Raw genomic sequence first — 22513 nt, forward strand, 5'->3', positions numbered from 1 at the left:
AGTTTGATTCGTTGATCCATGGGAGACTCTTGGTTCCAGGGCATGATCAGTTACCTCCTGATCATGCGTATTAACCTGTAAACCATGTCCCCGGTTAGATATGTAAACGATGTCCCCGGTTTGTACCGGGGCGAGCCCGCTCACCACCATTGAGTTCGCCTGCTACCGAGATTCTCATGACTCCCTCTTCAGACCGGTTCAAACCCGCCTTCGGCCTCGGCAACCCCCACCTGCAAACACTGTGGGGGCCGCTGTGGCGCCCCACTACCCATCTCGAACGCCAACGCGAACGCCTGTGGCTGGACGACGGTGACTTCCTCGACCTCGACTGGCACGGCCCCCACGACGCCCAAGCGCCGCTGGTGCTGGTGCTGCACGGGCTGACCGGTTCATCCAACTCGCCCTACGTCGCCGGCCTGCAAAAAGCCCTCGCCAGCCAAGGCTGGGCCAGCGCAGCGCTGAACTGGCGTGGTTGTTCGGGAGAGCCCAATCTACTGGCGCGCAGCTATCACTCGGGCGCCAGCGAAGACCTGGCCGCCGCAATTGCCCACCTGCGTGCCAAGCGACCGTTGGCGCCGCTGTATGCCGTGGGGTATTCGCTGGGTGGCAACGTGCTGCTCAAGCACCTCGGTGAAACCGGCGGTGCCTGCGGGCTGCAAGGCGCGGCGGCGGTGTCGGTGCCCTTTCGCCTGGATCAATGCGCCGACCGCATCGGGCTGGGGTTTTCGCGGGTGTACCAGAAGCACTTCATGCGCGAGATGCTCGCGTATATCCGCGTCAAGCAGAGCCGCTTCCTACAGGACGGCCGCGCGGACGGGCTGAAGACCCTGGAGGCCTTGGGCTCGCTGGAGAAGATGCGCACATTCTGGGATTTCGACGGGCGGGTGACTGCGCCACTGCATGGCTTCCTCAGTGCCGAGGACTATTACCGACGGGCGTCGAGTCGCTACTACTTGGGGGAAATCCGCACGCCGACGCTGATTATCCAGGCGGCGGATGATCCGTTCGTGTTTGCCCACAGCTTGCCTGAGGCCGCTGAGTTGTCGGATTGCACGGAGTTCGAATTGACCGCCAAAGGTGGGCATGTCGGATTTGTCGACGGCTCACTCAAGCGCCCGAGCTACTACCTCGAACGCCGCATCCCACAATGGCTACTGACACAACATCGGTAAAAATGTGGGAGCGGGCTTAGATCCCGAATAGCTCAATCGCCGGTTGCAATAGCCCGCGCCGGATCAGTAATCCACTCACTCCAAGACCCCGCATACAACTTACCCAATGGGTACCCCGCCAGGCTCAGGGCAAACAGGTTATGACACGCCGTGACCCCCGAACCGCAATAGGCCACCAACTCGTCCGGTGAGCGGCCTTGCAACTGATCAGCAAACCGTTGCTTGAGCTGCTCAACCGGCAGGAAACGCCCATCGCTGCCCAGGTTTTCACTGAACGCCGCGCACTGCGCCCCCGGAATATGCCCGGCAACCGGGTCGATCGGCTCAACCTCACCACGAAACCGCGCCTGTGCGCGGGCATCGATCAGGGTCAAACCTGGCTGGCCCAAGCGTTTTTGCAAGTGCTCGGCATCCAGTAGCAAACCGTTATCCGGCGTGCCGACAAAGGTCCCAGACGCAACCAGCGGCGCATCCAGGCTCAACGGGAAACCGGCGGCATGCCAGGCCTTGAGGCCACCATCGAGGATAAACACACCATCGCGCTTGCCCAACCAGGCCAGCAACCACCACGCCCGGGCGGCGTATGCGCCGGGGCCGTCGTCATACAGCACCACGTCGGTGTCGGCATTGATGCCCCACGCCTGCAGTTGTTGAAGCAGAACGTCCGCCGCCGGCAGTGGATGACGGCCGGTCACGCCTTTAATCACCGGGCCACTGAGGTGGCGCTCAAGGTCAGCGTACTGCGCGCCCTCGATATGCCCCTCGGCGTAGCTGCAACGCCCGTAATCCGGGTCTTCGAGAGCAAAACGGCAATCCAGGATCACCAGCCCGGGCGACTTCTGGCGCTCGGCCAATTGGGAGGGACTGATCAGTTGGGCAAGCGGCATGACGGACTCCTGTAAACAGATTCGGGAAAGGTCCTACTTCACTTCTTCCAGTGCCTGATTCAACGGCACGTAAAACTCTTTGAACAACGCATCCACCGCATCCTTGGCTTGGGGTGTGACAAACCCCGCCTCCAGCACCAGCACTTGATACACCCCGCGTTTGATCGCCTCGGCGCTCAAATGGGCGGAGTTTTCATTGGTGGTGCACAGGAAACGCACCCACGACGTAAGGATGATCCACGCATTGAGGGTCAGGGCTTCGGTTTGGATCGGGTCCATATTGAGGATGCCGGCATCGACAAACCCCCGGTAGATGGCGTTGCCCTGGGTCAGGCAGCGCTGGGAAAACCGCCGATAGCCGGTGGCCAGTTCCGGGTCGCTTTCCAGCAAGTGTTCAAGGTCGCGGTGCAGGAAACGATAGCGCCACATGCCGGCCAGCAGGGCCTGCAAGTAGAAGCGCTTGTCTTCAACGGTGGCGGCGCGCCCCTGGGGCGGGCGCAGAAAACTGTCTACCAGGGCTTCGTATTCACGAAACAGCACGGCGATGATCGCCTGCTTGTTGGGGAAGTGGTAGTACAGGTTGCCCGGCGAAATTTCCATGTGGGCGGCGATGTGGTTGGTGCTGATACTGCGCTCGCCCTGCTGGTTAAAAAGCTCCAGGCTGGTTTGCACAATGCGCTCGCTGGTCTTTACTCGTGGTGCCATAGGGGAATCAGCTTCTATACACGTGATGGGGCATCTTACGGCCTATCCCGGCCAGGATAAATCTGCATGTTGCTGCAATGTTATTTGACAATTTAGAGCAATGACTCTAAAAATCCAGGCAGACCTATAACAACCGGGAACTGCGCCATGTCTGCCAACGTTGCCTACCTGCAAGATTCCCAGGCGCTGGATCAACTCCAGGACCTGTTCGACGCCCAACAGCGCGCCTATGCCGCCAACCCGATGCCGCCGGCAGCGCAACGCCTGCAGTGGCTCAAGGCCTTGCGCGACGTGCTCAGCGACGAACGCCAGGCGTTGATCAACGCGATCAGCCAGGACTTCAGCCACCGCAGCGCCGACGAAACCCTGTTCGCCGAACTGATGCCCAGCCTGCATGGCATTCACTACGCCAGCAAACACCTCAAGGGCTGGATGAAGCCTTCGCGCCGCGCCGTAGGCCTGGCCTTCCAGCCCGCGTCAGCCAAAGTCATCTATCAACCGCTGGGCGTGGTCGGGGTGATCGTGCCTTGGAATTACCCGCTGTACCTGGCCATCGGCCCGCTGGTCGGTGCATTGGCCGCCGGTAACCGGGTGATGCTCAAGCTCAGCGAATCCACCCCGGCCACCGGCGAACTGCTCAAGACGCTGCTGGCGAAGATCTTTCCCGAAGACCTGGTGTGCGTGGTGCTGGGCGAAGCTGAAGTGGGCATGGCGTTTTCCAGGCTGCGTTTCGACCACCTGCTGTTCACCGGCGCCACCAGCATCGGCAAACACGTGATGCGCGCGGCGGCCGAGCACCTCACGCCGGTCACCCTGGAGCTGGGCGGCAAGTCGCCGGCCATCGTGTCCGCCGATGTGCCGCTCAAGGACGCCGCCGAACGCATCGCCTTCGGCAAAGCCTTGAACGCCGGGCAGACCTGCGTGGCGCCGGACTACGTGCTGGTCCCGGAAGAGCGTGTGGAAGGGTTCGTCGAGGCCTACACCCAAGCCATTCGCGGGTTTTATCCGACCCTGGCAGACAACCCGGACTACACCGCCATCATCAACGAACGGCAATTGGCGCGGCTCAATGCCTACACCAAGGACGCCACCGACAAAGGCGCCACCCTGATCCCGCTGTATGAGCAAGGCCAGGCACGGCGCATGGCCCACAGCCTGCTGCTGAATGTCAGCGACGACATGACGGTGATGCAGGACGAGATCTTCGGCCCGCTGCTGCCCATCGTGCCCTATCGCGGCCTCGACCAGGCCTTTGCCTACATCAACCAGCGCCCTCGCCCGCTGGCCCTGTATTACTTCGGCTACAACAAGCGCGAACAGGAGCGTGTGCTGCACGAGACCCATTCCGGCGGCGTATGCCTGAACGACACCCTGCTGCACGTGGCCCAGGACGACATGCCATTTGGCGGCATCGGCCCCTCGGGCATGGGCCACTACCACGGTCACGAAGGCTTTCTCACCTTCAGCAAGGCCAAGGGCGTGCTGGTGAAACAGCGCCTGAACGCCGCGAAATTGATCTACCCACCGTACGGAAAATCCATCCAGAAGTTGATCCAGAAGCTGTTTATCCGCTGATCACGCCACTCTCGGGATAACAATAACAATGAACCCCAGCCTGACTGAAACACCCGCGCTGTCACGGCGCGGCGTCTTGAAAATCGGCCTGTGCGCCAGCGCCTTCCTGGCCACCGCCGGGCTTGGCGCCAGCCTCAGCGGCTGCTCCAGCAGCACGCCGGCCAGCGGTTTTGTGATGTTGCGCAGCAGTGATTTGCCGTTCCTGCGCGCCGTCATCCCGGTGCTGCTTGAAGGCGTGGCCAGCGCCCAGGAAGTCGCCAGCGCAATCGAAGACACGCTGAAAAAGCTCGACTTCAGCCTGCAACGCCTGTCGCCGGAGATGTTCAAGCTCACCCAGCAACTGTTCGACGTGCTGGGCATGGGCATCACCCGCGGACCGTTGACCGGGATCTGGGGCAGTTGGGAAAACGCCAGCAGCGAGCAGATCCGCAATTTCCTGCACCGCTGGGAGAACAGTTACCTGAACCTGTTGCGCATGGGCCAGGGCTCGCTGCTCAAGCTGGTGATCATGGCGTGGTACTTCCAGCCGGCGTCGTGGGCCCACTGCGGCTATCCCGGGCCGCCGAAGATCTAGCGTTGATAACCCCATCAAAACTGTGGGAGCTGGCTTGCCTGCGATGGCGGTGCATCAGTGAAGGCGGTATTGGCTGACCCACCGCCTTCGCGGGCAAGCCCGCTCCCACAGGGGGTTTGCAGTGAATGCCTGAACTCAACTTCGTACAAAAATAAGAGTGCATGTCTATGCCCGTACCCGATCTGTTCCGTGATGGCCTGGCCCGTGGCTGGAAAACCCACAATGGCTCTGCCCTCGACAGCGACCTGACCCTGGAAGCCGACGTAGCCATCATCGGCAGCGGCGCCGGGGGCGGTACCACCGCCGAAATCCTCAGTGCCGCCGGCTACAAAGTGTTGCTGATCGAGGAAGGCCCGCTCAAGACCAGCAGCGACTTCAAGCTGCTTGAAGACGAGGCCTACACCAGCCTGTACCAGGAAGGCATCGGCCGCATGAGCAAGGACGGCTCGATCACCATCCTGCAAGGTCGGGCGGTAGGCGGCACCACGCTGATCAACTGGACATCGAGCTTTCGCACACCAGACGCCACCCTTTCCCACTGGGCCAGCGAATACGCGGTGAAGGGCCACAGCAGCGCCGAGATGGCGCCGTGGTTTGAAAAAATGGAGCAGCGCCTGGGCATCGCCCCCTGGGCCATGCCGCCGAATGCCAACAACGAGGTGATCCGCAAAGGCTGCGAGAAGCTCGGCTACAGCTGGCACGTGATCCCGCGCAACGTACGTGGCTGCTTCAACCTGGGGTATTGCGGCATGGGGTGCCCGGTCAACGCCAAGCAATCGATGCTGGTGACCACGATCCCGTCCACCCTGGAAAAAGGCGGTGAGCTGCTCTACCTCGCCCGCGCCGAACGCCTGAAATTCACCGGCGACACCATCAGCAGCCTGGAATGCGTGGCGATGGACGCCCTGTGCGTGGCGCCCACAGGGCGCAGGATCAGCGTGAAGGCCAAGCACTACGTGCTGTCTGGCGGCGGCATCAACAGCCCGGCCCTACTGATGCGCTCGGACGCGCCCGACCCGCACTCGCGCCTGGGCAAGCGGACCTTTTTGCACCTGGTGAATTTTTCCGCCGGGCTGTTCGACGAGGTGATCAACCCGTTCTACGGCGCACCGCAGTCGATCTACTCCGACCATTTCCAATGGCAGGACGGCACCACCGGCAAAATGTCGTACAAGCTTGAGGCGCCGCCCCTGCACCCGGCGCTGGCCAGTACGCTGCTCGGTGGCTACGGCACGCAAAACGCCCTGGACATGAGCCAACTGCCCAATACCCACGCGATGCTCGCCCTGCTGCGCGACGGCTTTCACCCCGACAGCCCCGGTGGCAACGTGGAGTTGCGCGGCGACGGTACGCCGGTGCTCGACTATCAGGTCTCGGACTACGCCTGGGACGGCCTGCGCCGGGCATTCCACAGCATGGCCGAGATTCAGTTCGCCGCGGGCGCCAAGTCGGTCAAGCCGCTGCATCACGATGCGCGCTACGTCAAAACCCTGGCCGAAGCCCGAACCCTGATCGAAGGCCTGAAGCTGGAACTGCACCGCACCTGCCTGGGCAGCGCCCATGTGATGGGCGGTTGCGCCATGGGCGAAGAGCCGAAAAATGCGGTGGCCGACAGCCTCGGGCGCCATCACCAATTACGCAACCTGTCGATCCACGATGGCTCGCTATTCCCCACCAGCATTGGGGCAAACCCGCAATTGTCGGTGTATGGATTGACCGCACAATTGGCCACGGCCTTGGCCGAACGTCTGAAAACAGCGTGAAAAAACGTCGGATAAGCGGCCTCTATCTACATAAGTCGACTTGGCCGACCGGGATGGCTGCGATACCATCCGGTTCCCCAACGGACTCCGCCAGGACGACGCGATGAACCGAGTGTTGTACCCAGGTACTTTCGACCCGATTACCAAAGGCCATGGCGATCTGGTCGAACGCGCCTCACGCTTGTTCGACCATGTGATCATCGCGGTCGCAGCCAGCCCCAAGAAAAACCCGCTGTTCCCCCTGGAACAGCGCGTGGAGCTGGCGCGTGAAGTCACCAAGCACCTGCCCAATGTGGAAGTGGTGGGCTTCTCGACGCTGCTGGCGCATTTCGCCAAAGAGCAGAATGCCAATGTGTTCCTGCGCGGCCTGCGCGCGGTGTCGGACTTCGAATACGAATTCCAGCTGGCCAACATGAACCGCCAACTGGCGCCGGATGTGGAGAGCCTGTTTCTCACGCCGTCGGAACGTTATTCGTTCATTTCCTCGACGTTGGTTCGTGAAATCGCCGCGTTGGGTGGAGATATCACCAAGTTCGTCCACCCGGCCGTCGCCGATGCACTGACCCTGCGCTTCAAGAAGTAATTTGGCCCGTAGTCAGCGGGCTTGCCCGCGCCCGCGGTGTGTCAGGTTAGCTTGAGGCGCCTGGTCGATCGCAGCGCGGGGCAAGCCCGCTCACTACAGCCATAGGTCAGAGCTGCTCGCACTGCGGCCGCCAATGCGGCACAATTGCGCGCATTAGTTTTCAGATGCCCTGGCTGACAGCCCTGGCAGGAGTTTCCATGTCCCTGATCATCACCGACGATTGCATCAACTGCGACGTCTGCGAACCCGAGTGCCCGAACGCTGCCATTTCCCAAGGTGAAGAGATCTACGTGATCGATCCGAACCTGTGCACGCAGTGCGTCGGCCACTATGACGAACCTCAGTGCCAGCAGGTCTGCCCGGTGGATTGCATTCCGCTGGATGAAGCCCATCCGGAATCGCAAGAGCAGTTGATGGAGAAGTACCGCAAGATTACTGGCAAGGCTTAAGGGCCTCTTCGCGAGCAAGCCCGCTCCCACAGTTAACCGAGTTCCAACATGAGAATGCGGTCGAATGTGGGAGCGGGCTTGCTCGCGAAGGCGTCATCAGCCATCACCGAGCAATCAGCTCTGACACCTTGGGCAAAACACACTCGCCCGCTGCCCCAGCACCACATTGCGCAACTCAGTCCCGCACACCTTGCACGCCTCGTTCCCCCGGCCATAGACAAACAGCTCCTGCTGGAAGTACCCCGGCTGCCCGTCCCCACCGATAAAGTCGCGCAATGTCGTACCGCCCCGCTCGATCGCAGCGGCCAGGATGCGCTTGATCTCGATCGCCAGCTTTAAATAGCGCCCACGGGAAATACCGCCCGCCGCACGACGCGGATCAATCCCCGCCGCAAACAACGCCTCGGTCGCATAGATGTTGCCCACACCAACCACCACCGCGTTGTCCATGATGAACGGCTTCACCGCCATCGACTTGCCGCGAGACAGTTGAAACAAACGCTCACCGTCGAACAGGTCGGTCAACGGCTCCGGCCCCAGGCGCAGCAGCAGCTCGTGGTTGTGCGGGTCCTGGCTCCAGAGCATCGCGCCAAAGCGCCGCGGGTCGGTGTAGCGCAGGGCCAGGCCAGACTCCAGCTCGATGTCCACATGCTCATGCTTGGCCGCTGGCGTGCCGACCTCCACCAGGCGCAGGTTGCCCGACATGCCCAGGTGACTGATCAAGGTGCCCACTTCGGCATTGATCAACAGGTACTTGGCGCGCCGTTCCACCAGCACGATGCGCTGCCCGGACAGGCGCACATCCAGGTCTTCCGGGATCGGCCAGCGCAGGCGCCGCTCACGGACCACCACGCGGCTGACGCGCTGGCCTTCCAGGTGCGGCGCAATTCCGCGCCGGGTGGTTTCGACTTCAGGTAACTCGGGCATGTGTACCTCGTGAAAGAAGGGTCAGTGGGCGCCCAGTTCGCGGATCGACAACTTCATGCTTTCGAAGTCGTAGTCCGACAGGCCCACGTAGTCCAGCACCAGATGGCCGATGGCATTCCACTCATGATCGACAGTCTGGTTGCCCAACACGCGGTACGACGAGCCGATGTGCTCGGCCATTTTGAGGATCGCCAGCAGGTTTTTCAGCTGCGGATTGCGCGACGATTCATCGCTGAAGATCGCCAGGGCGTTGTGGTGGTTGGCGATGGCGTCGGTCACATGCTCCGGCAGGCGCCAGGACTTGGCGGTGTAGTAGCCGACCACCGCGTGGTTGGTGTTGAACGCGTTGTTCTCGGTGTCGACCACACGGCAGTCGGGGCCGGCGTTGGCATAGGCCTCTTCGAGCACCGTCATGTAGTTGGGGAAGCGCTTGAGCATCAGCGGCACGCCGCAATCGTGGAACAGGCCGAGGGCGTAAGCCTCGTCCACCGCCTGGGCGCCGATGCGCTTGGCCAGGGTCAGGCAGGTCATGGCCACGTCCTGGGCAGTGTCCCAGAAGCGGTTGAGGGTGACGATGGTGTCGTCGCTCATCTCGCCCTTGATCGACAGGGCGTTGATCAGGTTGATGATCGAACGGCTGCCCAGCAGGTTCACGGCGCGCTGGATCGAGGCGATCTTGTTGCTCAAGCCGTAATACGACGAGTTGACGATCTTCAGCAACGCGCCGGACAGGCCCGGGTCCTGGGCGATCAGCCGGGCGATCACTTCCAGGTCCGGGTCAGGCATGTACTGCTCCATCTGCAGATCCACCATGATCTGCGGTTGAGGCGGCACACTGATGCCTTGCAGGGCCTGCTGGATCTGTTCGGCGGATAGCTCTTGGGACATAAGTACTTACTCTGGGCTAGGCGGGGATTCTAACCCCTAAGCAAACCTGACCGACACCTCAAAAACCCGAACTGGAACCCGATCCAAGGTGGGAGCTGGCTTGCCTGCGATGGCCTCACCGCCGTACGTCAGATACACCGCGCCGTCTGCATCGCAGGCAAGCCAGCTCCCACATGAAACGGCGTGCAACAGGTATACTCCCGCTCTTTTTTCCGGAGCGACGTCATGTCCCTGCCAAGCCTGCGTCTCAAAGCCAACGCCGATCGTCGTTTGCGCAACGGCCACCTGTGGGTCTACAGCAACGAAATCGACGTGGCCGCCACCCCACTCCACGGCTTCCAGGCAGGCGACCAGGCTATCCTGGAAGCGGCCGGCGGCAAGACCCTGGGCATCGTGGCCATGAGCCCGAACAACCTGATCTGCGCCCGCCTACTGTCGCGCGACATCAAGTTGCCGCTGGACAAGTCGCTGCTGGTGCACCGCCTGAACGTCGCCCTGTCCCTGCGTGACCGCCTGTTCGACAAGCCGTTCTACCGCCTGGTCTACGGCGATTCCGACCTGTTGCCAGGCCTGGTGGTCGACCGTTTCGGCGACATCCTGGTGGTACAGATCGCCTCGGCGACCATGGAAGCCCATAAAGAAGACGTGATCGCCGCCCTGACCCAAGTGCTCAAGCCCAGCGGCATCCTGTTCAAGAACGACTCCGCCGCGCGCGACGCCGAAGGCCTCAACCGTTACGTCGAAACCGTGTTCGGCCTGGTGCCGGAGTGGGTGGCGCTGGAAGAAAACGGCGTGAAATTCGAAGCCCCGGTGATCCAGGGCCAGAAAACCGGCTGGTTCTACGACCACCGCATGAACCGCGCGCGCCTAGCGCCGTATGCCAAAGGCAAACGTGTACTCGACCTGTACAGCTACATCGGCGGCTGGGGCGTGCAAGCCGCGGCCTTTGGCGCCAGTGAAGTGTTCTGCGTCGACGCCTCGGCCTTCGCCCTCGACGGCGTGGAACGCAACGCCGCGCTGAACGGCTTCGCCGAGAAAATGACCTGCATCGAAGGCGACGTGTTTGAAGCCTTGAAAGAACTGAAAGCCAGCGAAGAACGCTTCGACGTGATCGTCGCCGACCCACCGGCCTTCATCAAACGCAAAAAAGACATGAAGAACGGCGAAGGCGCCTACCGCCGCCTGAACGAGCAAGCCATGCGCCTGCTCAGCAAAGACGGCATCCTCGTCAGCGCTTCGTGCTCCATGCACCTGCCGGAAGACGACCTGCAAAACATCCTGCTGACCAGCGCCCGCCACCTGGACCGCAATATCCAGATGCTCGAACGCGGCGGCCAGGGCCCGGATCACCCGGTGCATCCGGCGATTGTCGAGACGCGCTACATCAAGAGCATCACGTGCCGCCTGCTGCCTAACAGCTAAGTAGAGTTAGAACGCAGAACAAAATGTGGGAGCGGGCTTGCTCGCGAATGCGGTGGATCAGTTACAAAGTTGTTAACTGACACACCGTATTCGCGAGCAAGCCCGCTCCCACACTTTTTTGCGCAGTGCCAGAAACATTGTTCCGACTTCTACAAGCCACTTTTTTTGATTGAATTCCACTTTCCGCAGACTAGTATCGGTTTCTGGTTCTACTGCGGAAAACAAAAACAATGTCCGGGCCGACCCTCTCGCGCTTCATCCTGATCACCTGCATTTCCCTGATCAGCTTCTTTCCGATCAATATCCTGCTGCCCTCCTTCCCCGCCCTGTCCGCCCACTTCGATACGCCCACCGCTGACGTCGCGCTGTCCATCAGCCTGTTCACGCTGGTCTTTGCGGTCTCGCAACTGGTGGCCGGCCCGCTGTCGGATAAATGGGGGCGCAAGGAAGTGCTGGTCGGCTGCATCAGCCTGTCGATCCTCGGCGCCATCGGTTGCGCATGGGCGCCGGATTACCTGAGCTTCCTGCTGTTTCGCAGTGTCCAGGCCATGGGCTGTGGATTTTTCGTGCTGGGTCACGCGCTGGTGGAAGACCTGTTCGACGAACAAGACCGCGCCCGCATACGCCTGTATTACATGACCTTGAGCGGCTCGTTTGTCGCGCTGTCACCGCTGATCGGCTCCTGGCTGCAAACCACCTTCGACTGGCAAGGCAGTTTCTACGGCTTTGCCCTGATGGCCCTGGGCATGTTGATCCACGCGGCCTGCATCCTGCCGTCGAAGGCCGCCAGCACGCACCGCGCCGCCGTTTCCATCATCGGCACGCTGAAAGCCGTGGCTAAAAATCGCGACTTCCTACGTTATTGGTGGATCGCCGCGCTGGTGTTCGCCTGCTACTTCGCGCTGATCAGCGTGACACCGCTGATCTTCATGGACACGCTGCAGCTTTCCGAATACCAATACGCGCTGGTGCTGATGGTGTACGGCGTGGCCTACCTGCTCGGCGGCGTCGTGGCGTCGTATTTGCAGAAGCGCATCACCCTTTCGCGGCAGATAAACATCGGCCTCGGCTTGCTGAGTGTCGCCGGGGGGCTGCTGACATTGATTGTCGGCATGCGCGCCATCACCACGGTGACCTTGCTGATCCCGATGCTGATCAGCGCGCTGGCCGTGACCCTGGTGCGACCCGCAGCCATTTCCGCAGCGATGCTGCTGTTCTCCAGCAGCGCCGGCACGGCCGCGTCGGCGGGCAACAGCATCATGTTCCTCACCGCCGCCGTCAGCAGCGCGGCGCTGGCCCAGGCCGGCGAGCATCTGCTGCTGAGCATCGCCCTCAGTTTTATCGTGCTCAGCCTATGGGGGCTGGTGACCAACCGGCAGACTACGGCTCGCGCATTACCGGCGTGAGCAGCATGTCACTGGTCTGCAATTGCCGGTAACGCGGCTTGACCAGTTCGATCCTGCCGATGCGGATGTCGTGGATCAGCGTTTCGGTGTCCACATAGCCGTCCGGCAGTTGCGTCCAGATCAGTGGGCCGCGATCGTCCCATTGGCCTTTCTCATCCAGGGCAAAGATGCGCGGTGGCTTGGAGTCTTGGCGGTAGCCGGTGTTCGGAATCGCCAGCACTTCGGGCTGGCCATCCAGGTCGAGATCCACTGCCCACAACACACAGTTGGATTCGCACGGTGAGTCGGTTTCCAGACTCAGTTCGGCAAACTGTTCGCTGCCCTTGGGCTTGGGGCCGATCCATTCGAGTTCGGCCTTGGGCCGCTGGGCGCGCTCCTTGGCATATTGCTCGCTGAAACTCAGCGCCGTGTCGTCCATCCGTTCGCGCAAGACGCGACGGGAGTCCGCGTCGAGAATGCGCTCTTTATCCAGATCCTCCTGCAACTTGGCGTAAGCCTCCTCGCCGGCCTTCTCCAGGCCAAAACGCAGGTAGTGCGCATCAAAGGCCTCGGCCTTGGTGCGCCCGTCGAGCAAGCGTTGCACCTGATCATTCACACTGATCTGTACCGGGTTGAGCAGCGGCGTGTTGATCAACACCACCAGCGCACAAAACAGCAACGCCAGTGCCGGGTTGGTCACACGCAAGTTGCCCAGCCACACCGGTTTACGCAGCACCACCGCCCACACCGCCGCCAGGCCGTACAAACCACACAGTGATGCCGCCGCCAGCGCAATGAACCGTTGCGGCGACAAGGCGTATTGCTCGACCCGCAGCCAGCTCGAATAAAACGCCAGCGCCGCGAGCACCGGCAGGCACAACAGGCTCAACTCGATAAACCGCGTCAGCCACTTTGGATACGGCCGAGGCTGCGCGCCATCCTGGAACACCCCGTTGAGCAGAAACAGCTGAGCCCCGGCCAGCACCAGCAAAATCGGTGTGGAATAACCCGTCGCCCATATCCGCCCAAGCCCGGTAAACGGCAGGGCCAGGGTAAACAGCACGCTGATCAGCGCAATCAACGGCAGTAGCAAACCACACGCGCTGAACAGCATGCCGCGCATCTGGCCGATGACTTTTTCACTGCGGGCCGCCAAGTACATGCCGAGCGCGAACACCAGTGGCAGGGCGAAACACAGGAACAACTCACTCCAGAAATGATGCTCGAAGAACTCGATGCCCAACATCAGGAACAGCCGGCCCCACAGCTTGAGCAACGCCATGAACAGCCCCACCAGGATCAACGCGTAGAGCACGATGAACACGCTGTTCCAGGCTTGCTGGAACAGGTCTTCATAGCGCCAGCGCTGGCCTTTGGCCGAGGGCCAGGCGAACAGGAAGCTGGCGCAGACGTAACTCAGCACTACCACACTGATAAACCACGAGTTGATCGCCCAACGGTCGTCGCCGATATGCTCGACGCCATAACACACCCACAGCGTCATGCCGCCCATCAGCAGGGTGAACAGCAGCGTCGGCAACAGCGAACGCCAGTGCCGGACTTTTTCCCCGAGCAACTGCAACGTGGTGCCGCCCACCAGGACCAGGGTGTAGGTGACAAAAAACAGCGCTTCGTTCAAGCGATAAAGCTGGTCGGAGTAATAGAAGGCGATTCCCTGGACCAGGCCGATCAGCAGGTAGAAGCCAAGAAAACGATTGATACCGGGCATTCCAGTTCCTTTGGAGTGGGGAGGGACAAAAAAGGCCGCCAGTCTAAACAAAGCCGCAGGCCCTGTATTGCCCCGTTCCCTCCAGCCGCCAGCGGTGTAGAATCGGCCCTATTCATCGCCAGTCATCCCCCGGCGGGTTTATGAGCTCGAGGCCCAAGCACGCGGCGATCCCGCGACGCGAGTGGCAACTTCCGGACACACGGCCATTTTTCGGGTGTTCCAGTAGTGAAATAGAAGCTCACTCCCCTTTAGTACTTGATTAGCCGCCCGGAGTGCTCCAATGCCTGATTACCGCTCGAAAACATCCACCCACGGCCGCAACATGGCCGGCGCGCGCGCACTGTGGCGTGCCACGGGGATGAAAGATGACGACTTCAAAAAGCCGATCATCGCGATTGCCAACTCGTTCACCCAGTTCGTACCCGGCCACGTCCACCTCAAGGACCTGGGCCAACTGGTCGCCCGCGAGATCGAACGCGCCGGCGGTGTGGCTAAAGAATTCAACACCATCGCCGTCGACGACGGCATCGCCATGGGCCATGACGGCATGCTGTATTCCCTCCCGAGCCGCGAGATCATCGCCGACTCCGTGGAATACATGGTCAACGCCCACTGCGCCGACGCCATCGTGTGCATCTCCAACTGCGACAAGATCACCCCCGGCATGCTGATGGCTGCCCTGCGCCTGAACATCCCGGTGATCTTCGTCTCCGGCGGCCCGATGGAAGCCGGCAAGACCAAGCTCGCCTCCCACGGCCTCGACCTGGTGGACGCCATGGTCATCGCCGCCGATTCCAGCGCTTCTGACGAGAAGGTCGCGGAATACGAGCGCAGCGCTTGCCCAACGTGCGGCTCGTGCTCCGGCATGTTCACCGCCAACTCGATGAACTGCCTGGTGGAAGCCCTGGGCCTGGCCTTGCCGGGCAACGGTTCGACACTGGCCACCCACAGCGACCGCGAGCAGCTGTTCCTGCAGGCCGGCCGCACCATCGTCGAGCTGTGCAAGCGTTACTACGGCGAGAACGATGACTCGGTGTTGCCGCGCAACATTGCCAACTTCAAGGCGTTCGAAAACGCCATGACCCTGGACATCGCCATGGGCGGTTCCACCAACACCATCCTGCACTTGCTGGCCGCGGCCCAGGAAGCCGAGATCGATTTCGACCTGCGCGACATCGACCGCCTGTCCCGCCACGTGCCGCAACTGTGCAAAGTCGCGCCGAACATCCAGAAGTACCACATGGAAGATGTGCACCGCGCCGGCGGGATCTTCTCGATCCTCGGCTCCCTGGCCCGTGGCGGCCTGCTGCACACCGACCTGCCGACCGTGCACAGCCGCAGCATGGAAGAAGCCATCGCCAAGTGGGACATCACCCAGACAGACGACGAAGCGGTGCACCACTTCTTCAAGGCTGGCCCGGCCGGCATCCCGACGCAAACCGCGTTCAGCCAGTCGACCCGTTGGGACACGCTGGATGACGACCGCGAAAACGGCTGCATCCGCAGCGTCGAGCACGCCTACTCAAAAGAAGGCGGCCTGGCCGTGCTGTACGGCAACATCGCTCTGGATGGCTGCGTGGTGAAAACCGCCGGTGTGGATGAATCCATCCACGTCTTCGAAGGCCGCGCCAAGATCTACGAAAGCCAGGACAGCTCGGTTCGCGGCATCCTCGCCGACGAAGTGAAGGAAGGCGACATCGTGATCATCCGCTACGAAGGCCCGAAAGGCGGCCCGGGTATGCAGGAAATGCTCTACCCGACCTCTTACCTGAAATCCAAGGGTCTGGGCAAAGCCTGCGCCTTGCTGACCGACGGCCGTTTCTCTGGCGGCACCTCGGGCCTGTCCATCGGCCACGCTTCGCCAGAAGCCGCAGCCGGCGGCGCGATTGGCCTGGTGCAGGATGGCGACAAGGTGCTGATCGACATTCCGAACCGTTCGATCAACCTGTTGATCAGCGATGAGGAACTGGCGGCACGCCGGGTCGAGCAGGACAAGAAGGGGTGGAAGCCGGTGGAGAAGCGTCCGCGCAAAGTCACCACCGCGTTGAAAGCCTATGCCCTGCTGGCCACCAGTGCCGACAAGGGTGCGGTGCGTAACAAAGCGATGCTTGACGGGCTATAACCCCCCTCAGCGCCTCAAAAATGCCCCGATCTTCGGGGCATTTTTTTTGCCCCCTCGCTGGAACTAAATGTCATCAGCTACCGATAAACAAACTGACCCTACCGAACTCAGCACTGCAAATGCCCGTTCATGGTTTCAGTTTTCTAACAGGTAACGCTCATGCCCAGAATCGCGCCTGCACCTTCTTTCACTGTTGCCCCGCCCCTCCAGCATCCTCCACAACACAAAGCAAACCTGCCGCCAAACGGGGCAACGGCCCTTGGTGAACATTTCTACCTATTCCAAGGCCCGACACAGCAGTCTCCCAGAAAACTGGTCATCAGCGCCCATGGCGCCTACCTTCCGGGTATGAACTTGAAAGTGCCAGAGAACACGTCTCTTGTTTTTTATGGCCCGGATGGCCATTCGCTGCAAGACCCCACCCTGGGTGGCGTAGCCCGAGAAGCCGTGAATATTTACGAGAAAACGCGCCCTGGTGAAAAAGTCCGAAATTATCTGCTCGGCAAATACCCGGAAGACTCTTACAACAACATTCGATATACCGTGAACAACTCGGACTTCGACGTGCTGACTGTGCGCAACCGGAAAAACCCTTCACTCGCCTTGAGGAACATAGCCATCACTTTGCAGGATGCCCTGACGGAGGTGAATAACAAGGGGCTGCAGTATCAAGAGATTCACGCTTCATTCTGTCGCCCGAACCTGCTTAATCCTGCAGCACCTCTATACCGTGCCACTTTGCGCGAAGAAAGTTGCGATACAGTCCCGGCAACTGGAGCGCCGATACAGGATAAGTCGTCAGGCTGAAACGCCGCGCATAAAAAGTGCCCGCCAAGAGCCGGGCATTTTTTATCCGGCTGACATCAGAACTGTGGGGTGTAGGTCATGGTGAACATCACATTGCGCGGGTCGCCATAGTAGTTACTGCCCCAGTTCGCGTTGTACGCCGGGATGTAGTACTTCTTGTCGAACATATTGTTCAGGTTCGCCGCGACGGTGAACTCCTGGTTGATCTTGTAAGCCACCCGCGAATCCCACAGTGCATTGCCCGGCACGCTGAAGGTGCGATCGTAGGCGACAGTGCTGCTTTGCGCCGTCACGCCAGCGCCGACGCTGAACTTCTGCCAGTCCCCCGGCAATTGGTAGTCGCCCCATACCTTGAGCAGGTGCTTGGGTGTCCAGGTGCTGAAGACCTTGCCTTCGTACGTGTCGTCCTTGAGGAACTTGGTGGTGTTGTAGGTATAGCTGGAGACCAGTTGCAGACCCGGCAGCACTTCACCGCCCAATGTGGCTTCAAAGCCCTGGCTGCGGACCTTGCCCGAGGCCACCGAGCAGTACCAGCCATTGCAGTTCATCGGCCCTTGCAGGTCCTGGACGCCACGGTTTTCCTGGTCGTAGCGGAAGACCGCAAACGAGGTGTTGAGGCGACCATCGGCCAGTTCACCCTTGATGCCCAGCTCGTAGTTCTTGCCCTCGATAGGCTTGAGCAGCGAGCCGGAGGTGGTCAGGTTGGTTTGCGGCTCGAACGCATCGGCGTAGCTGGCGTAGGCCGACCATTGATCGTTCAGGGCATAGACCAGGCCTGCATACGGGGTGACCTTGCCGGAGGTTTGCGTGGTGCTTTCCTCGGCAGCGTCGTACACGCCCTGGCGACCGTTCTGGCCGATGTAGGAGTACTCATACCAACTGGTGCGCGCGCCGAGGATCAGCGTGAGCGGGTCCAGCACCTTGACGCGCCAGGTGCCGTAGATGCCTTTCTGGCGAATGTCATACCAGCTCTTCGAGGCGTTCCCCGCCTGGAACAACTGGTATTTGTCGCGCTGCACACGGTTGTGGTCGATGTTGAAAATATCCGCGCCATTCGTTGCCGCCCGCGCCCACTGGTCGTCGGTGGTGAGTTTGGAATAGTTGGCGCCCAGGACCATTTCCTGTTGGAAACCCAGGCCGTCGAACTTGCCGTTGACATACACGTCCGCGCCACGACTTTTGGTATTGAAGTCGGTCACCCAGTCGATGTAGCGCACATTGCCCGTATCACCGGGGTTGGGGACGGTGTCCCACGTTGCCTGGTAAGTCGCGTCGTTGTGCTCGTCCATTGCCACCAGCGCAGCCTTCACTTTCCAGTCATCGTTGAAACGATGCTCCAGGTCGGCGAACACCTGGGTCTGGTTGTTGACGGCACGGTTCCAGCTGGCGCCGACAAAGGTCGAACGCGGCAGGCCGATATCACTGCCATTGGCGTAGCGGGGCAACGACATGAAATTGGGGCGTGAATGGCCTTTCTGGTTACTGATGCCGACGCCCACGGTAGTGTCTGGCGTGAAGTCGTAGTCGACGGCGCCGTAGACGGTCTGGTTCCAGCCGCCCGCGTAGTCGACGAAGGAGTTGGTGGTGTCGTAATCCGCCACAAACCGGCCGCGCAAGGTGCCTTCCGGGTTGAGCGGGCCACCGGCATCGACTTGGGTGCCGTAATGGTCCCACGAGCCGGCCTTGGCGGTGATGGTCACTGTGGGCGCCTGCTGGCCACGCTTGCGCACCAGATTCATGGTGCCGCCGGGGCTGTTGGCGCCTTGCAGCAAGGCGGCCGGGCCACGCAGGGTTTCGACGCGGTCGTAGATCGCCATGTTTTCGGTGAGGTAGCTGCCCAGCGTGTAGGTGTTACGCGGGATGCCCACGCCGTCGTATTGCAGCGTGCCCACTTCGAAACCACGGGAGAAGATGAACATGCCAGGGCCAGGAGATTTGGTCGCCGTCAGGCCGGGCGTGCGCTTGACCACGTCGGACAGCTTGGTGGTGTTCTGGTCGTCCATCTGCTTGCGGGTCATGACGCTGACCGACTGCGGGATGTCCTTGAGTTTCTGCTCGCCCTTGCCGATGGTCACGGCACCCGTGGTGTAGGAGCCGGTACCTTCAGTGGTGACGCCCAGGCGCTCGGCACTGATGGTGGTGGCGCCGACTTCGAGGGCGCCACCGGCGTCCACACGCTTTTCCAGGGTGACGGTATCGGCATTGATAAACGCTGCGCTCAAGCCCGTGCCGCCGAGCAGTTGCCCCAAGGCTTCACGCTGCCCCAGGTTGCCCTTCACCCCCGGCGACACCACCCCCTGGGTCAACTCACCATTCACCAGCACCTGCACCCGCGTCACCACCGAAAATGCCGCCAGCGCACCGTCCAGGCTTTGCCCTGGAATATCGAAGCGGTAGGTCTGGGCCTGGGTGGCCTCAGCAGCCTGCAAATACAGCGGCGCAGTGCCGCTGGCCAAGGAAATAGCCAGTGCCAGCAAGGGCCGTGCGGCGTATCGGTGTGCCATGGATGGTGCTCCCCGGTGCAAAAAAGTCGGTGATCGGCGCCGCACTACTTGAGAGTGCTTACTATTTACGCCTCAGTGATCAAGGACGATGGCTTGCGGGGAAACCCTGAAAATATTTTGCAAAAGTTGCAGCTAAGAGGCTTTGCCTTCGCGCAACACCAGCAAATACGGGGTGTAGTGCTCGGCATGCAGGTTGAGGGTGTATTCCAGCGCCTTGATTACGGCATCGGGTTTGTCGATCTCAAACACGCCGGAGACCACGCGATTGCGCAACGCGTCGCCAAGCACCAAGGTCTTGCCGGGCCAGTAACGGTTCAACTCGTTGACCACTTCCGACAGCGGCTGTTGGCGGAACACCAGTTGGCGCTGGCGCCAGGCAAAACCGCTGGCGGGATCGAAAGCGTGCACGTCGGCGAGGCGCTGGTCCTGATATTCCACCGCCCGTCCCGGCTCCAGGTAGACCGGCTCGCCCATGCCCGCACTGACCTGCACCTTGCCCTGGGCCACCTGCACCCGCGTCTGCGCATCGCGCCGCGCCACGCTGAACTGGGTGCCGACCACCTTGACCCAGCCCTCACCGGACTGCACCACGAACGGCCGCGCCGGGTCCTTGGTCACGCTGAAAAAACCTTCGCCACGCAGCAGACGAATCTGACGCTCGCCGCCGCTCATGCGCACTTGAATCGCGCTGTCGGTGTTGAGTTGCAACTGAGAGCCATCGGCCAATTCGACGGTGCGCGATTCGCCGGTGCCGGTGGCGTAGTCCGCGCGCAGGCGGTCGAGCCAGGGCGTGTTCTGCACGGTCAGCCCAACCGCCAGCAGCACGGCAGCGGCATAAGCCCAGCGCCGCGCGGGTTTGCGCCACGCGGCCTGCTCGGCGCGGCGGATCAACCGTGCCGGTTCACGCAAACCGCCGAGCATCGCCTGCACTTCCTGCCAGGCTTCATCCTGGGCATTGCCCTGGCCGAGCCAGGCGGCGAAGGCGTCCATTTCAGCCGGCGTCACGTCCTCGGCCTGTAGGCGGAAATACCAGCCGGACGCTTGTTCAAACAGCTCGTCGGCAGTGGGTAACGCAGTCATGTCCGACGTCCTTGTGCATCGCAGGCAAGCCGCGTCTTGATGTAGGCGCGGCATTCAATCAAGGCGCGACGCAATTGGTATTCCACGCTGCGCGGGGTGATCGACAGGCGTTCGCCAATCTGGCGGTAGGAAAGTTCGTCGACATGATAGAGCAGGAAGATCTGCCGAGTCGCCTCGGGCAACGCCAGGATCGCGTCCTGCATCAGTTGCTCCTGCTGGTAGGCGGCCAATTGTTCATCGGCGCCGGGGTTGCTGCACGGCAGTTCTTCGCTGGGCTCGCCGGCGTCCAGGCGCTCACGGCGAATGGCCTGGCGCTGGTGATCGCGCACCAGGTTACTGGCGATGGTGAAGAGGAAGGCCGGGAGGTTGTCGATCTTCTCGCCGGAGTCCAACCGGGCCAGGCGCAGGAACGATTCCTGGGTCAGGTCGGCGGCTACCTGAGCGCTGCCGGTGCGGCGGGTGACGAAGGCTTCGAGGGCTTTCTTCTGCTCCGCGAACAGGCGCGCGATCTGCGAATTCCAGGAGAGCACGGCACTACCTTGAGATGAACGAGGGGTTCAGGAGGTGCGCACGCTAGCAGAGGATGAGATTGGTTCGCAATTGAAATCTATTTTTTACTGTGGGTGTTGTGGCGTTCTTCAGGGAGCCATCGCAGGCAAGCCAGCTCCCACACTTGACCGGGTTCACACGGTCAAAATGTGGGAGCTGGCTTGCCTGCGATAAGGGCGACTCGGTGTCACTGAATGTCGTCAGGCTTCACAATCACCCAATTCTTGTCCGCCGTCACCGCCAGCCCTTCCTTGGCCTGCGCCGCCGCGTGCTTGGCCATCATGCCGTTGAGCTGGGTCATGTATTTGTCCTTGCGGTTGATCCACAAATGCACGCCGCCCTTGGCCACGTCCACATCGTGGAACAGCATGTAGCCATCGCTCGTTGGCGTGTCACCGCCCACCAGCACCGGTTTTTTCCACTCGTCGATGTAGGTCAGGATCGCCGCGTGTTTACCGGCCATCCAGGTGGCCGGGGTCCACAGGTAAGGGGTGAGTTCGAGGCCGAGGTTGGCTTTCTCGTCATATTTGCCGGCGCTGATCTGTTTGCGTGCGGTGGTCAACTCGCCGGTCTTGCGGTCCTTGAGCAGGGTGGTCACGCCGATGACGTTCTCGGGTTTGACGTTGTAGCCGTACTTCGGATCGGCGGCGACCATGCGCACCAGTTCTTCCGAGGCAGCGGTCATCACATACACGTCGATGCCGTTTTCCATCAGCTTGTTGTACAGCTCCTGCTGGCCGGTGAAGACTTTCGGCGGCTGCACTTCGGATTTTTTCACCACGTCGCCTTCGAAATAGCTGACAGGCACCGGCTTGCCGGAGGCCATCAGTTCGTCGACCTGGACCTTGAGCTCCTTGAGGGTGAACCCCGAAAACACCTGGGCGACCCACGGGTAGCAGACCATGTCGTCCACTTCGCAGAGGCGATAGTAGTAACTGAACAGACTTTCCTTATGGTCGGCAGTGTCTTTGAACGGCATAAGCTTGAGCGACGGATCAAGGCTGTCGCGGGTGATCAGGCCCTTGTTTTCCATGTAGGGCAACAGGGACTCTTCGAGGTCGTAGCGGTAGCTGGTGTTGTCCATGTCGAACACCGCGAAATTGCCCTTGTTGGCGTTGGCGGCGATCATTTTGTTCAGTTGCTCGGCGGCCGGGGCCGGCCAGTGTTTCAACTCGGTGGCGGCCATGGCGTGGCCAGCAAGGCCCAGGCACAGCGCGGCGGCAAACATTCTCGAAGCGAGCTTCATATGCGTTTTCTCCCTGAGTGAAAGACATCGACGCTAACAAATCCCTGTGACAGTTAGCGCCCGAGCACGACCGCTTGCGTCCTGATTCCGCCAACGCCATATACCTGAGCGTCAAAGGCTTATTCCAAAAGCGACAGTCACCATTC

At 61.2% G+C, this 22513-nt stretch carries 19 protein-coding genes; 10 read left to right on the forward strand and 9 right to left on the reverse strand.

The window, feature by feature from the left end; genetic code table 11:
* Positions 1 to 176 precede the first annotated feature (176 nt).
* A complete protein-coding gene (locus IB241_RS07580) occupies positions 177 to 1172 on the forward strand; it encodes a hydrolase (RefSeq protein ID WP_192297848.1) in 996 nt (331 codons plus the stop codon).
* Between the two features lie 32 nt (positions 1173 to 1204).
* On the opposite strand, the gene IB241_RS07585 is transcribed toward IB241_RS07580, so the two are convergent.
* Positions 1205 to 2059 carry a sulfurtransferase gene (locus IB241_RS07585; protein WP_192297849.1) on the reverse strand — a complete coding sequence of 285 codons (855 nt, stop codon included), beginning with the start codon at positions 2057 to 2059 and terminating at the stop codon, positions 1205 to 1207.
* Positions 2060 to 2092: 33 nt separating this feature from the next.
* Entirely contained in the window at positions 2093 to 2764 is a 672-nt protein-coding gene (locus IB241_RS07590; RefSeq protein ID WP_192297850.1) for a TetR/AcrR family transcriptional regulator, read from the reverse strand.
* Positions 2765 to 2911: 147 nt separating this feature from the next.
* Between IB241_RS07590 and IB241_RS07595 the strand changes: the two genes are divergently transcribed.
* From IB241_RS07595 to IB241_RS07615, 5 genes are all read left to right on the forward strand, one after another.
* Positions 2912 to 4339 carry a coniferyl aldehyde dehydrogenase gene (locus tag IB241_RS07595; RefSeq protein ID WP_192297851.1) on the forward strand — a complete coding sequence of 476 codons (1428 nt, stop codon included), beginning with the start codon at positions 2912 to 2914 and terminating at the stop codon, positions 4337 to 4339.
* A gap of 28 nt (positions 4340 to 4367) precedes the next feature.
* A complete protein-coding gene (locus IB241_RS07600; protein ID WP_192297852.1) occupies positions 4368 to 4913 on the forward strand; it encodes a twin-arginine translocation pathway signal protein in 546 nt (181 codons plus the stop codon).
* A gap of 167 nt (positions 4914 to 5080) precedes the next feature.
* Positions 5081 to 6676, forward strand: coding sequence for a GMC family oxidoreductase (locus IB241_RS07605; RefSeq protein WP_192297853.1), 1596 nt, complete (start codon positions 5081 to 5083; stop codon positions 6674 to 6676).
* Positions 6677 to 6779: 103 nt separating this feature from the next.
* Positions 6780 to 7259, forward strand: coding sequence for a pantetheine-phosphate adenylyltransferase (gene coaD / locus IB241_RS07610; RefSeq protein ID WP_003176711.1), 480 nt, complete (start codon positions 6780 to 6782; stop codon positions 7257 to 7259).
* Between the two features lie 197 nt (positions 7260 to 7456).
* The gene (locus IB241_RS07615) at positions 7457 to 7708 is read left to right on the forward strand and encodes a YfhL family 4Fe-4S dicluster ferredoxin (protein WP_192297854.1); all 252 of its coding nucleotides are present in this window, start codon (positions 7457 to 7459) and stop codon (positions 7706 to 7708) included.
* A 114-nt stretch (positions 7709 to 7822) separates the two neighbouring features.
* On the opposite strand, the gene mutM is transcribed toward IB241_RS07615, so the two are convergent.
* Complete coding sequence (gene mutM / locus IB241_RS07620) at positions 7823 to 8635, reverse strand: bifunctional DNA-formamidopyrimidine glycosylase/DNA-(apurinic or apyrimidinic site) lyase (protein ID WP_192297855.1); 813 nt, start codon at positions 8633 to 8635, stop codon at positions 7823 to 7825.
* Positions 8636 to 8656: 21 nt separating this feature from the next.
* The gene (locus IB241_RS07625) at positions 8657 to 9469 is read right to left on the reverse strand and encodes an HDOD domain-containing protein (RefSeq protein ID WP_192298234.1); all 813 of its coding nucleotides are present in this window, start codon (positions 9467 to 9469) and stop codon (positions 8657 to 8659) included.
* 279 nt (positions 9470 to 9748) lie between these two features.
* On the opposite strand from IB241_RS07625, the gene IB241_RS07630 reads away from it, so the two are divergent.
* A complete protein-coding gene (locus tag IB241_RS07630) occupies positions 9749 to 10945 on the forward strand; it encodes a class I SAM-dependent rRNA methyltransferase (RefSeq protein ID WP_005792302.1) in 1197 nt (398 codons plus the stop codon).
* Between the two features lie 230 nt (positions 10946 to 11175).
* Entirely contained in the window at positions 11176 to 12351 is a 1176-nt protein-coding gene (locus IB241_RS07635) for an MFS transporter (protein ID WP_192297856.1), read from the forward strand.
* Here the strand turns inward: IB241_RS07635 and IB241_RS07640 are convergent.
* Positions 12326 to 14059: a DUF4153 domain-containing protein gene (locus tag IB241_RS07640; RefSeq protein ID WP_192297857.1), complete on the reverse strand. Its 1734-nt coding sequence runs from the start codon at positions 14057 to 14059 to the stop codon at positions 12326 to 12328. The genes IB241_RS07635 and IB241_RS07640 overlap by 26 nt on opposite strands.
* Before the next feature lie 280 nt (positions 14060 to 14339).
* On the opposite strand from IB241_RS07640, the gene ilvD reads away from it, so the two are divergent.
* Positions 14340 to 16181, forward strand: coding sequence for a dihydroxy-acid dehydratase (ilvD, locus tag IB241_RS07645; RefSeq protein WP_192297858.1), 1842 nt, complete (start codon positions 14340 to 14342; stop codon positions 16179 to 16181).
* 159 nt (positions 16182 to 16340) lie between these two features.
* Positions 16341 to 16988 carry a putative adhesin gene (locus IB241_RS07650; protein WP_192297859.1) on the forward strand — a complete coding sequence of 216 codons (648 nt, stop codon included), beginning with the start codon at positions 16341 to 16343 and terminating at the stop codon, positions 16986 to 16988.
* A gap of 56 nt (positions 16989 to 17044) precedes the next feature.
* On the opposite strand, the gene IB241_RS07655 is transcribed toward IB241_RS07650, so the two are convergent.
* From IB241_RS07655 to IB241_RS07670, 4 genes are all read right to left on the reverse strand, one after another.
* Positions 17045 to 19492 carry a TonB-dependent siderophore receptor gene (locus IB241_RS07655; RefSeq protein ID WP_192297860.1) on the reverse strand — a complete coding sequence of 816 codons (2448 nt, stop codon included), beginning with the start codon at positions 19490 to 19492 and terminating at the stop codon, positions 17045 to 17047.
* 132 nt (positions 19493 to 19624) lie between these two features.
* A complete protein-coding gene (locus IB241_RS07660) occupies positions 19625 to 20572 on the reverse strand; it encodes a FecR family protein (RefSeq protein WP_192297861.1) in 948 nt (315 codons plus the stop codon).
* Positions 20569 to 21102: an RNA polymerase sigma factor gene (locus tag IB241_RS07665; protein ID WP_192297862.1), complete on the reverse strand. Its 534-nt coding sequence runs from the start codon at positions 21100 to 21102 to the stop codon at positions 20569 to 20571. Before IB241_RS07665 ends, IB241_RS07660 begins: the two co-directional genes overlap by 4 nt.
* Positions 21103 to 21308: 206 nt before the next feature.
* Complete coding sequence (locus IB241_RS07670) at positions 21309 to 22367, reverse strand: haloacid dehalogenase-like hydrolase (protein ID WP_370694873.1); 1059 nt, start codon at positions 22365 to 22367, stop codon at positions 21309 to 21311.
* Positions 22368 to 22513: the final 146 nt, after the last annotated feature.

The organism is Pseudomonas sp. PDM05, from assembly GCF_014851685.1.
Taxonomy (GTDB): domain Bacteria; phylum Pseudomonadota; class Gammaproteobacteria; order Pseudomonadales; family Pseudomonadaceae; genus Aquipseudomonas.

Excerpts from the sequence above, each read along its gene's own strand:
- IB241_RS07580 (WP_192297848.1), top strand. The coding sequence starts at position 177 with ATGACTCCCTCTTCAGACCGGTTCAAACCCGCCTTCGGCCTCGGCAAC.
- coaD (WP_003176711.1), top strand. The coding sequence starts at position 6,780 with ATGAACCGAGTGTTGTACCCAGGTACTTTCGACCCGATTACCAAAGGC.
- IB241_RS07595 (WP_192297851.1), top strand. The coding sequence starts at position 2,912 with ATGTCTGCCAACGTTGCCTACCTGCAAGATTCCCAGGCGCTGGATCAA.
- IB241_RS07650 (WP_192297859.1), top strand. The coding sequence starts at position 16,341 with ATGCCCAGAATCGCGCCTGCACCTTCTTTCACTGTTGCCCCGCCCCTC.
- IB241_RS07670 (WP_370694873.1), bottom strand. The coding sequence starts at position 22,367 with ATGAAGCTCGCTTCGAGAATGTTTGCCGCCGCGCTGTGCCTGGGCCTT.
- IB241_RS07600 (WP_192297852.1), top strand. The coding sequence starts at position 4,368 with ATGAACCCCAGCCTGACTGAAACACCCGCGCTGTCACGGCGCGGCGTC.
- IB241_RS07630 (WP_005792302.1), top strand. The coding sequence starts at position 9,749 with ATGTCCCTGCCAAGCCTGCGTCTCAAAGCCAACGCCGATCGTCGTTTG.
- IB241_RS07655 (WP_192297860.1), bottom strand. The coding sequence starts at position 19,492 with ATGGCACACCGATACGCCGCACGGCCCTTGCTGGCACTGGCTATTTCC.
- ilvD (WP_192297858.1), top strand. The coding sequence starts at position 14,340 with ATGCCTGATTACCGCTCGAAAACATCCACCCACGGCCGCAACATGGCC.
- IB241_RS07635 (WP_192297856.1), top strand. The coding sequence starts at position 11,176 with ATGTCCGGGCCGACCCTCTCGCGCTTCATCCTGATCACCTGCATTTCC.
- IB241_RS07605 (WP_192297853.1), top strand. The coding sequence starts at position 5,081 with ATGCCCGTACCCGATCTGTTCCGTGATGGCCTGGCCCGTGGCTGGAAA.
- IB241_RS07640 (WP_192297857.1), bottom strand. The coding sequence starts at position 14,059 with ATGCCCGGTATCAATCGTTTTCTTGGCTTCTACCTGCTGATCGGCCTG.
- IB241_RS07660 (WP_192297861.1), bottom strand. The coding sequence starts at position 20,572 with ATGACTGCGTTACCCACTGCCGACGAGCTGTTTGAACAAGCGTCCGGC.
- mutM (WP_192297855.1), bottom strand. The coding sequence starts at position 8,635 with ATGCCCGAGTTACCTGAAGTCGAAACCACCCGGCGCGGAATTGCGCCG.
- IB241_RS07590 (WP_192297850.1), bottom strand. The coding sequence starts at position 2,764 with ATGGCACCACGAGTAAAGACCAGCGAGCGCATTGTGCAAACCAGCCTG.
- IB241_RS07585 (WP_192297849.1), bottom strand. The coding sequence starts at position 2,059 with ATGCCGCTTGCCCAACTGATCAGTCCCTCCCAATTGGCCGAGCGCCAG.
- IB241_RS07615 (WP_192297854.1), top strand. The coding sequence starts at position 7,457 with ATGTCCCTGATCATCACCGACGATTGCATCAACTGCGACGTCTGCGAA.